Annotated in this window: 7 protein-coding genes; 3 read left to right on the plus strand and 4 right to left on the minus strand. The window is 64.6% G+C overall.

Translation table 11 applies throughout. From position 1 onward, the window contains the following. Positions 1 to 226: 226 nt before the first annotated feature. From SOM47_RS17580 to hslO, 3 genes are all read right to left on the minus strand, one after another. Positions 227 to 3,229: a TonB-dependent receptor domain-containing protein gene (locus SOM47_RS17580; RefSeq protein ID WP_320506281.1), complete on the minus strand. Its 3,003-nt coding sequence runs from the start codon at positions 3,227 to 3,229 to the stop codon at positions 227 to 229. A 239-nt stretch (positions 3,230 to 3,468) separates the two neighbouring features. Next, positions 3,469 to 4,317: an XOO1806 family protein gene (locus SOM47_RS17585; RefSeq protein ID WP_320506282.1), complete on the minus strand. Its 849-nt coding sequence runs from the start codon at positions 4,315 to 4,317 to the stop codon at positions 3,469 to 3,471. Between the two features lie 144 nt (positions 4,318 to 4,461). After that, positions 4,462 to 5,355, minus strand: coding sequence for an Hsp33 family molecular chaperone HslO (hslO, locus tag SOM47_RS17590; RefSeq protein ID WP_101116108.1), 894 nt, complete (start codon positions 5,353 to 5,355; stop codon positions 4,462 to 4,464). 82 nt (positions 5,356 to 5,437) lie between these two features. Here hslO and mtgA point away from each other — a divergent pair, with 82 nt between their 5' ends. Genes mtgA through SOM47_RS17605 form a run of 3 tightly spaced genes read left to right on the plus strand, consistent with a single transcriptional unit; the run spans position 5,438 to position 7,602 of the window. Beyond that, positions 5,438 to 6,178 carry a monofunctional biosynthetic peptidoglycan transglycosylase gene (gene mtgA, locus SOM47_RS17595; protein ID WP_320506283.1) on the plus strand — a complete coding sequence of 247 codons (741 nt, stop codon included), beginning with the start codon at positions 5,438 to 5,440 and terminating at the stop codon, positions 6,176 to 6,178. A gap of 13 nt (positions 6,179 to 6,191) precedes the next feature. Continuing rightward, the gene (locus tag SOM47_RS17600; protein WP_320506284.1) at positions 6,192 to 7,211 is read left to right on the plus strand and encodes a glycosyltransferase family 2 protein; all 1,020 of its coding nucleotides are present in this window, start codon (positions 6,192 to 6,194) and stop codon (positions 7,209 to 7,211) included. Beyond that, positions 7,171 to 7,602, plus strand: a complete 432-nt coding sequence (locus SOM47_RS17605) for a CBS domain-containing protein (RefSeq protein WP_320506285.1) — start codon at positions 7,171 to 7,173, stop codon at positions 7,600 to 7,602. The genes SOM47_RS17600 and SOM47_RS17605 overlap by 41 nt, the downstream gene beginning before the upstream one ends. A 38-nt stretch (positions 7,603 to 7,640) precedes the next feature. Here SOM47_RS17605 and SOM47_RS17610 read toward each other — a convergent pair whose 3' ends face one another. Beyond that, a complete protein-coding gene (locus SOM47_RS17610) occupies positions 7,641 to 9,617 on the minus strand; it encodes an AsmA family protein (RefSeq protein WP_414715828.1) in 1,977 nt (658 codons plus the stop codon). Positions 9,618 to 9,845: the final 228 nt, after the last annotated feature.

The following is a 9,845-nucleotide window of genomic DNA, read 5'->3' on the forward strand; positions in this document are numbered from 1 at the left end:
AGGCCAGCGAGTAATCCCGTTGGCTGCGCCTGATTGTTGATTTCATTGAACATTCCTTTTCCAGAGGGAAAAGGTGTCAACCCAATTCAGGACGGGTCAGATGAAGAAGAAAAAGCCGCTGCGAAGCGGCTTTTTTCGTGCTTGCGTGCTGGAGGAGCCACTGCCCCGCATAAAGCAACGGCCCCTTTCGGGGCCGTTGTTTCAGACGTTGTTGATCAGTGATCGATCAGAACTTCTGGTTGTACTTCAGGTAGATGAAACGACCGATGTCCCAGCCGCCGTAGTACGCGAAGTTGGAGTTCTGCTGCGAGAAGAACAGCGGGCCCACCTTGTTGAACACGTTGTTGGCACCGACCGAGATGTTGGCGTTCCACGGCGCTGCATAGGACACCTGCAGATCGTGGAAGGTCACGCTGCCGGTTTCGTTCATCGGCGTGATGGTGCCCTGGGTTTCCGGAGCCTGGAAGTCCGGCAGGCTGCAGCGATCGTCGAAGTAGCAGTCTTCCTTGGTGCCGGAGTAGTAACGCAGGCCCCAGTTGACCGACCAGTCGTTCAGCGTCCAGCCCAGGTTGAAGTTCGACCGCACGCGGAAGGTGCTGCCGTAACCATTGGCCTGGCTCGGGATGACGTCGGCGTCGTTGGTTGCCTTGGTCTCGTACTTGCCCACGTAGGTGGTTGCCCACTTGGCGGTCAGGCGGCCGAAATCGGTATCCAGGCCGTAGCCGATATCGACGTCGAAGCCTTCGGTTTCGGTGTAACCGGCGTTGCGGTTACCGTACACCAGGTCGCCGACGATGAAGCCGTTGTTCGGGTCACGGGTGAACTGCGAGCAGCGCGATTCGACCAGGCCGATGTAGCAGTCTTCCAGGATCTGGTTCGGGCTGTCCGTGACGATGGTGTCGTCGATGCGGATGCTCCACCAGTCAACACCGACGGTCAGGCCGCTGACGTAGCTCGGGCTGTAGACGAAACCGACGGTCTTGGACTCCGACATTTCCGGCGTCAGGTTCGGATTCGAGCCTGCAGTGAACGGAACCGGGGTCTGGTCAGCGACGCTGGCGGTCGGGACGAAGCCCTGGCGCAGCTGGCGGTAGTTGGCCGGGACGTCAGCCAGGCAGCGGGCCGAACCACGAGCCGAGCCGTAGATGCTGTCGCAGACGTCGGCGAAGCCGGTGGTGAAGGTCTGCGAGGTGCCGCCGTACAGGTCACCGATGGTCGGGGCGCGGAAGCCCTCGGCATAGGTGGCACGGAGCAGCAGGTCGTCGATCGGACGCCACTTCAGGCCGAACTTGTTGTTGGTGGTGTCACCGAAGGTGTTGAAGTCGGAGTAGCGGGTCGCCACGTCCAGCGTCAGTTCCTTGGCGAACGGCAGGTCAGCCAGGATCGGGATGTTCAGTTCCAGGAAGAACTCGTCAACCGAATAGGCGCCGGAGGTCGGGCCGGATGCCAGGTTGGTCGATTCGCCCGACTGCGCAATGGCGTCCGGGTTGAACGCGCCGTCTTCCTTGCGGTATTCGTAACCCACCGCGAAGCCCAGGTCGCCAGCCGGCAGCGGGACGATGGTGCCCGACAGGTTGGCGAAGTAGTTGTTGGTGGTGGTCTTGCCGGTCGAATGCTCTTCGCGGAACAGGTAGTTCTGCACGTTCGGATCGGCCAGCGAGTACTGCTCGCCGCCTGCGCCGTAACCAGCATACGGGTTCCACGGGGTGCAGCCGGCGATCACGTTGCCCGGGGTGCCGCAGACGATCTGGCCCTGGGCGTTCTGGAACGAAGGACCGACTGCGTTACGCAGCGACGGGATGTGGAAGTTGCCGTTGTTGGTAATGTTCGACTGGTTTTCGTTGAACAGGTAGCCCACGTCCCAGTTGAAGTAACGGTCACCGATTTCGAACGCACCTTCCAGGCCGGCGGTGAAGCGCCAGGTGGTCAGGTCGCTGTCGGTGGTACGCGGAACTTCCCAGCCACGACGACGGAAGTCGACGTTGTTGGTCTGGCTGACCAGCGGCAGACCATTGGCACCGACCACTCCGGCGACATCGGCCTGGTACAGGTCGGCATTGCCGTTCGGGTTGAAGTAGCTGCCGTTGCTGACGAAGGTGCGGCTGCCGTCGGCATTGGTGCGGTAGACGGCACCGGCCATCGGCGTGCCGGTGGCGGACGACTGCAGCGGGTAACCGGCGATCTGGCGGTTCGACTCACGCTTGGTGTAGGACAGGTCACTGGTGAAGCGGACGTTGTCGGTGATGTCGTAGTTGGTGTTGACGTACAGCGAACGACGTTCCAGCGGGGTCAGCAGGTGCATCTGGTCGGACGACTTGCTGACGTCGGTGGCGCTCTGCGGGTGGAAGTCACCGGCACCGATGGCGTCGCTGCCCTGGTTGGCGACCGACCATGCGGCAGTACGACGGACCGGTGCACCTGCGGCGTTCAGGACCAGCGCGCCTGCGGCGTTGCGGTTGAACTGGTTCGCCAGGCGGTTGTAGTTGCCATACTGGCCCACGGTCGTGGTCGAGAACTCCGGGTAGCCCGGGTAGGTGTCATCGGAGAAGAAGCGGTCGCGTGCCCAGACGGCCTCTTCCTTGTGGTACTCGGCACCGACGGTGACCGAACCACGATCACCGGAGAAGCCGACCATGAAATCGGCGGTTTCCTTCTTGCCGTCGCCTTCGCTGTACTGGCCGGTGTAGAAGTTGGCTTCAGCACCGTCGAAGTTCTTGCGGGTGATGATGTTGATCACGCCGGCCATGGCGTCCGAACCGTAGATCGACGAGGCGCCGTCCTTCAGTACGTCGATGCGCTCGACGACGACGGTCGGGATGGTCGACACGTCCTGGAAGCCGTCCGGGGAAATGCCCAGGCGCTTGCCGTTGACCAGCACCAGCGTACGCTGCGGACCCAGGTTGCGCAGGTCGATGTACTGACCGCCGGCTTCCTGGTTGGAGGTCAGCGGCGAAGCGCGGCTGAACGACGGGCTGCCCGCGGCGGAGATGTTCTGCAGGATGTCCGCGACCGAGCTGAAGCCCTGGTTCTGGATGTCCTGGCGCGAAATCGTCAGCACCGGCTGGGCGGTTTCGACGTCGACCTGACGGATGCGCGAACCGGTGACCGAAATGCGGTCCAGGTTGGTGGTGCCGGAGGTTTCCTGCGCGACGGCGGCGCCGGTGCCTGCAGCGCTGGTGATCAGCGCGATGACGACGGCGTCACGCAGTTTATTGCTGTTGCGGTTCATTGGGCTCTCTCTCCAAGTGGACTTGGTAGCTACGTGGTGTGGCCCGCGACGAAAGCGAATGGCGCTTCCAAAAATCGCTGGGCTGATCCCGATACTACTTCCGTCTTTTCGAAAATTAAAGCTTTGTTAATGATTCGCGTGATTTTGGTGAAATTCGGCAAACCCGTTCAGCTGGCGCCCAAACGAAAACGCCCCGGAATTCGGGGCGGCGTCTTTAATTAACCATACGGATCAGTGCGTTACAGATCCTGCTCGTAGCGCACGTACGGAACCGTGCCGTCGTCGTTGCTCTCATTGCGTGGTGAGAACGGGTTCTTGCCACGGCTCACGACGTTCTCCGCACCGACCGTCAACTGCCCAGACCACGGCGTACGCCATGTCAAGCCGACGCCCAGGCGTTCCCATTTGCCGGGCTGGCCGGGCACATCGACGACGCGGCCGATGATGTTGCCGCTGAAGTTCCCATAGCCTGCGCCGATGCTGATGCTCTTGCTGTCCCAGCGATCCACGATCGATGGCGCCGCGTCAGCCAACGGCACCAGGCGCGCTTTGGCGTAGGTACCGCCGATGGACACAAAGCCTTCGCGGCCGATGTTCTTCTGGCCGAACACGGTGAGATCGTTCTGTTCGGCACGCAGCGAGGGCGACTTGTTCGGTCCTGCCAGCCACGCCGGCAGGGTGTCGCGGCCAGCGCCGGCGGTCAGCCCCACCCGCCCACCGGCGCGGTTGAACGCGGCGGTGGCGCTGAATCGGCGTGACAGCGTGTCTTCGTCATCGCCCAGGCTGGCCAGCATGCAATGACTGGCAAGCCCGCTGATGCTGGTGCCGCGGCTGCTGTTGCACAGCAGTCCGAGCGAATCGCCGGAGGACAAGCCGAAGGCCGCATCCAGCGAGCTGCGCCCGAAATGCCAGCGCGCCCCGGCCATCTGTTCGCCGGTAGGCTCCAGATACAGCAGGGCTTCGACCTTGCCGCTGCCTTTGTTCCAGACCGGGATGACCGTGCGGGTGTCCTTGGCCTGCGCATGTGCGCCCGTGACCGTCCCGAGGGCGATCAGCAGGGCAAGTGGCAGGCGCAGGAAGTTCGGCATGGGTCCAGTCAGACAGTCGAATGCAGGGCAAGTTCCCGCAGAGGCGGGAACTCGAGACTAGGCTGTTTATGATTCTTTAACAAGTCGTTGTCCTCCCCAGAACACGAACTCGCGAAGATGGTCGGCAGGCTGGGGCGGAAACGGTTACTGAAGCCGCTCAGGGGCCGGCACGGAAGCTCCGGCACCGTGGAACAGTATCCCGAATTCCGTCAAAGGAAAGTGATACTCCCGTCCGCAGAATTCGCATTTCACATCAACAGACCCGGTTGCCTCTGCCGCGGCGCGGGCCTCTTCTTCGCCCAGAGACTGCAGCATGGCCTCCACCCGCTCGCGCGAGCATGAGCAGGCAAAGCGCAGCGGCTTGTCGCCCATCGCCTCCGGCTGTTCTTCATGGAACAGCCGGCGTACCAGCTCCTCGGCCGGGGTGGCCAGCAGCTCGGCCTTGCCCAGCGTCTCGAACAGGGCGCTGGTGCGGGTCCAGCCGTCGGCATCGCCTTCTTCGCCCGGCAGCTTCTGCAGCAGCAGACCCGCAGCGCTCTGTCCGTCGGCGGCGAGCAGCAGCCGGGTGGGCAGCTGTTCGGACTGGCGGAAATAGTCTTCGAACGCCTCATCAAGGCTGGCTGCAGTGAGTCCGACCAGGCTCTGGTAGCGCTGCGGTTCGCGCGGGTCCAGACCGGGGTTTTCGATGGTGATGGCAAGCACGGCATCATCGCCCAGCGCGGTCAGCTCACGCGGCGCGTCCTCACCGTCGGCCACCCGTGCAATGCCACGCAGGGTGCCGGCGGCGGTGCATTCGGCGAAGAGCGTGCGCAGTGCGCTGCTGCTGCGCAGCTGGATGGACAGCCGCCCATCGACCTTGGTGTGTCCGGTGAACAGCGCCGCGGCCACCGTGGCCTCGCCCAGCAGGCCAGCGGCCACGGCCGGGTAGTCGCCGCGCGACAGGATCTCCTGCCAGGTGTCCTGCAGGCGCACATGTACGCCACGAACGCCGGCATCGGGGAGCAGGAAGCGGAACAGGGAGTCGGTGTGGTCGGTCATGGATTCGGGGCCGCGCGTATATAAGGGAGGGGGCTTGCCGGATAATGTGCCGACAACCGTTTGAAAGAAGAGTGAGCCATCAATGGGGCCAGGGGACCAGAACCACAAGGTAGAGGCTGTCGCGGCAAGGCCGCGCTGGCGCTGGCGGCGTCTGCTGTGGCTGCCGGTGCTGCTGGCTGCGTTCAGCGTGCTGCAGGTGCTGGTGCTGCGGTTCGTCGATCCGCCGCTTTCCGCGGTGATGGTCTGGCGATACGGCGAAGCGCTGGGGCAGGGCGACGGGAAGTACCGCCTGCACCACCAGTGGCGCGACCTCGGACAGATGGCGCCCAGCCTGCCGATTTCGCTGGTGGCCGCAGAAGACCAGCGCTTCCCGCTGCACAACGGCTTCGACCTGCAGGCGATCGAGAAGGCGCGTGACCACAATGCGCGTGGCGGCCGGGTGCGCGGTGCCAGCACGATCAGCCAGCAGGTGGCCAAGAACCTGTTCCTGTGGCAGGGCCGCAGCTGGCTGCGCAAGGGCCTGGAGGTCTGGTACACGCTGCTGATCGAAACGTTCTGGCCGAAGCACCGGATCCTGGAAATGTACGCCAACATCGCCGAGTTCGGCGATGGCATCTACGGCGCGCAGGCGGCATCGCGGCGGTTCTGGAACAAGGACGCGTCGGCTTTGACCCCTGGCGAGAGCGCGCGACTGGCGGCGGTGCTGCCGGCGCCGCGTCGCTACAACGCAGCACGGCCGGGCCCTTACGTACAGCGCAGGGCGAACTGGATCCAGCGCCAGGCGCGCCAACTGGGCGGCGGCGGGTATCTGCAGGATGACTAAGTACAATCCTGCGATGCGCCCAGAACCACTGACCGTCGTCGTCGCCGCCTACAACGAAGAAGAGGCCCTGCCGAACCTGCACGAGCGGGTGTCGGCCGTGTTCGCCGGCCTGGCCGACGTCGACGGCCGCATGCTGTACGTGGATGATGGAAGCAGCGATCGGACCTGGCAGGTGATCTGCGAGCTGGCGCGCCAGGATGCGCGGGTTTCGGCGCTGCGGCTGTCGCGCAACTTCGGCAAGGAAGCCGCGTTGACTGCCGGGCTGGACCAGGTGCGCGAAGGCGCGGCCATGATCCTGGATGCCGACTGCCAGGACCCGCCGGAGTTGATCCCGGAATTCGTCGCGCGCTGGCGCGAAGGCTACGACAACGTATACGGCACGCGCCTGGCCCGCGCCGGGGAAAGCTGGACCAAGCGGGCCACGGCGAACATGTTCTATCGGGTGATCGGCCGGCTGTCGCCTACCCCGATCCCCGCCGACACCGGCGATTTCCGCTTGTTGTCATCCCGCGCGCTGCGGGCGCTGGGCGAGCTTCGCGAACGCCACCGCTTCATGAAAGGCCTGTTCAGCTGGGTCGGCTACAAGCGCATCGCAGTGCCCTACCAGCGCCATGCGCGGGTGATGGGCTCAAGCAAGTTCAGCCTGTGGCGACTGTGGAATTTCGCGTTGGAAGGCATCACCAGCTTTTCCACCGTGCCGCTGCGGGCGGCAACCTATCTGGGATTGCTGACCGCTGCAGGCGCGTTCGTGTTCGCCATGGGCGTGGTGGTGAAGGCGGCGCTGTACGGCGACCGCGTCGCCGGCTGGCCGACGATGATGGCCGTGATCCTGTTCCTGGGCGGGGTGCAGTTGATCGCGCTGGGGCTGATCGGCGAGTACCTGGGCCGGCTCTACGAAGAGTCCAAGCAGCGCCCGCTGTACCTGCTTGACAACTGCATCGCCCCGGGCGTGGCAGACTCCGGGGGGCAACCCACCCTGGGAGGGCAGGCAGATGACAACAGTTCGGCAATTGTTGGACGGCAAGTCTCCTGAAGTGCATGCGGTCAGGCCGGATACGGCAGTGATCGAAGCGATCCGGCTGATGGCGGAAAAAAGCATCGGCGCGGTACTGGTGATGGATGGCCCGGTGCTGGCCGGCATCCTTTCCGAGCGTGATTACGCGCGGAAGATCGTGCTGCGGGACCGCTCCTCGCGCGATACGCGGGTAGAAGAAATCATGACGGCCAAGCTGGTGACCGTCGCGCCTACGGCGCACGTGGCGCATTGCCTGCAGATGGTCACCGATCACCGCATCCGCCATCTACCGGTCGTGGAAAACGGCAAGGTGTTGGGGGTGATCTCCATCGGTGACCTGGTCAAGGCGGTGATCGATGCACAGGCGCAGGAGTTGGAACAGCTGCAGCAGTACATCGTGGCCGGGTGAGGCTTGGTGGGTTTGACGGCCAGCGGCCGTCACTACCCTTACTTCGCGTACTTGCCGCCGCAGTCGCTGTCCTTGCCCGGGCCGGGTTCGAAGGTCGCCAACAAGGCGGCCGGCGGGGCGATGCTGCCCAGTGCCAGCGCGATCGCACCACGCAGCCCGAGTGCCTTGAAGTCCGGCCGGAAGCCGGGATCCTTGAAGGTGCCACTGATCCGCAACGGTGAGCGCAGCGCCAGGATGCTGATGTCTTTCGGACGCGGCTTCAGCAGCAGGTCCATCTGTTCGTTCTTCAGGTTGACCGTGCCTTCGCCGACGATCAGCGTGTCGGTGGTGTCCACCGCCAGCGCCCGGCTGTCCATCAGTCCATCCTTTACCCCGAAGTCGGCGAAGGCGCAGCGCAGCGGTATCTGTTTGTCGCCGGTGAACAGGAATTTCAGGGATTCGGCAACGTCCAGCCCGGCCAGTTCCATGATCAGGTTGCCGACATGGCCCTTGCCCATGCCGACGGCCACGGTGCCATCGCTGCTACCCAGCATGGCGGCGATGGAGTTGCCGTTGCCGGTGAGGTCGATTTCCCCGCCGATGCCGCCAGAGGCCTGTTCGGCCAGCTTCGCATCCGGGAACAGCCGGCCAAGCTGCACGCGGCGCACGCTGGCCTTCAGTGACGTGGCGATCTGCGGGCGGCGTGCGTCCATGCGGACGGTGCTGCGGATGTCGCCGCCGGCCACGCCGAAGTTCAGCGGTTCCAATCGCAACAGGCCGTCATCGAGGAAAAGATGCGCGTCCATGTCGTCCAGCGGCAGGCTGGGGGCGTTGATCCGCTGTGCCCGCAACCGCACGTCGGCGTCCATCGAGCGCAGCTTGCCGAGGTTGTACGGCGTGTCGGGCAGGATCGTCGCCTTGGCGGCCAGCCGCGCCGCTTCAGCCTTCTGCTCGGCATTGGCGGTCTCTTCGCCGCCGGTCTTCGGCGGTGCGCCGACGAATCCGGCCAGATCGTCGAAGTCCAGCCGCTTGGATACCAGATTGGCGGTCAGGCGCGGGCGCTCGCCACCGACTTCCACCTTCACATCGCCGCCGAGATCACTGTCGCCAACGGTGCCGTTGAACTTCTGGTATTGCCAGACCTGGTGGTCCCGGCTCAACTGGCCGTCCAGGCGATACGGCGGGGTGGAGGGCAGGGCGATGCCCAGCAGGGGATACAGGTCTTCCATATCCTGTCCACTCAACCGGAACTGCAGTTTGAACGTCTGGAACTGGAAGGGGTTGATCAGGGTGCCGCTGGCCACGGCGTGGGTCGCGCCCGCGCGGCCGTCAAGGTGGATCCGGAATGGCTGCCCGCTGTGGGTCAGTTCCAGTGGGGATTCGGTATTTCCCCTCAGCGTGAATGCATTGCCCTGCCACTCGCCCTTGCCACTGACCAGCAGCGGTGGCGCAGCATCCACCTGCTTGGGCTCGCCACTGCGCACGGCGACCTGGATATCGGTGCGGCCACGTTCGTCGAGGAACTGCAGGCGCCCGTCGTCGATATGCAGCCGACGCAACTGCAGCGGTTCGCCCCCGCTGCTTTCGCCCATGAAGTCCCAATTGCCGGCCTGATCGGCCTTGGGCGCCGTCTGCAGCAACGCATCCGGGCGGGTCAGCCGGATTTCCGGCAGCTGCACGCTGCCCCGCAGCAGCGGCCACACCCGCACGTCGATTTCCACGCGATCCGCGCTCGCCATCTTCGGCTGTTTGGCCCATTCGGCATTGGCGAAGGTGATCGAGTCGGCGCGGATCGTGGTCACCCATCCGAGGTCGACATCCAGGTTTCCGATCTGCAAAGCACGCCCGGTCTTGGCCTGAACGATACGTTCCACCGGCCCCTTGAACCAGTTCCAGTCCCACAAGGCGATCAGCAACAGGATCGCGGCGAGCAGGAACACCAGCACGGCGAGCCAGCGTTGCCCCCGCTTGGTGGTCGGACGGCGCGGGCGCCAGCGGGAGGTACGTGCAGCGGCAGAGGGCGGAATGTCGTTCACGCGGGCATGGTTGCCCGTTCATCGTGCACGCGGTGCGAAGCAGGCATTTGGATGGTGTGCAGGGGGGAGGTCGTCGAACGGGTGGGACCCCCTCGCGGGTGGCTTTCAAGATGGAACTGGGTTTGGGCCGGGCGGTGGGGCTGTGCGGGGGACGGCAAAAGCCGCTCCTGCGGGCCTCGTTTCGCGCCATCCATGGCGCTCAACGCCCCCGCCCAGCCCCACCGCCCG

The sequence above is a fragment of the Stenotrophomonas sp. CFBP8980 genome (genome assembly GCF_034046095.1).
Classification (GTDB): Bacteria; Pseudomonadota; Gammaproteobacteria; order Xanthomonadales; family Xanthomonadaceae; genus Stenotrophomonas; species Stenotrophomonas lacuserhaii.

What these genes read in the sequence shown, in the direction of transcription:
- hslO (WP_101116108.1), bottom strand. Translation starts at nt 5,355, where the DNA reads ATGACCGACCACACCGACTCCCTGTTCCGCTTCCTGCTCCCCGATGCC.
- mtgA (WP_320506283.1), top strand. Translation starts at nt 5,438, where the DNA reads ATGGGGCCAGGGGACCAGAACCACAAGGTAGAGGCTGTCGCGGCAAGG.
- SOM47_RS17585 (WP_320506282.1), bottom strand. Translation starts at nt 4,317, where the DNA reads ATGCCGAACTTCCTGCGCCTGCCACTTGCCCTGCTGATCGCCCTCGGG.
- SOM47_RS17605 (WP_320506285.1), top strand. Translation starts at nt 7,171, where the DNA reads ATGACAACAGTTCGGCAATTGTTGGACGGCAAGTCTCCTGAAGTGCAT.
- SOM47_RS17580 (WP_320506281.1), bottom strand. Translation starts at nt 3,229, where the DNA reads ATGAACCGCAACAGCAATAAACTGCGTGACGCCGTCGTCATCGCGCTG.
- SOM47_RS17600 (WP_320506284.1), top strand. Translation starts at nt 6,192, where the DNA reads ATGCGCCCAGAACCACTGACCGTCGTCGTCGCCGCCTACAACGAAGAA.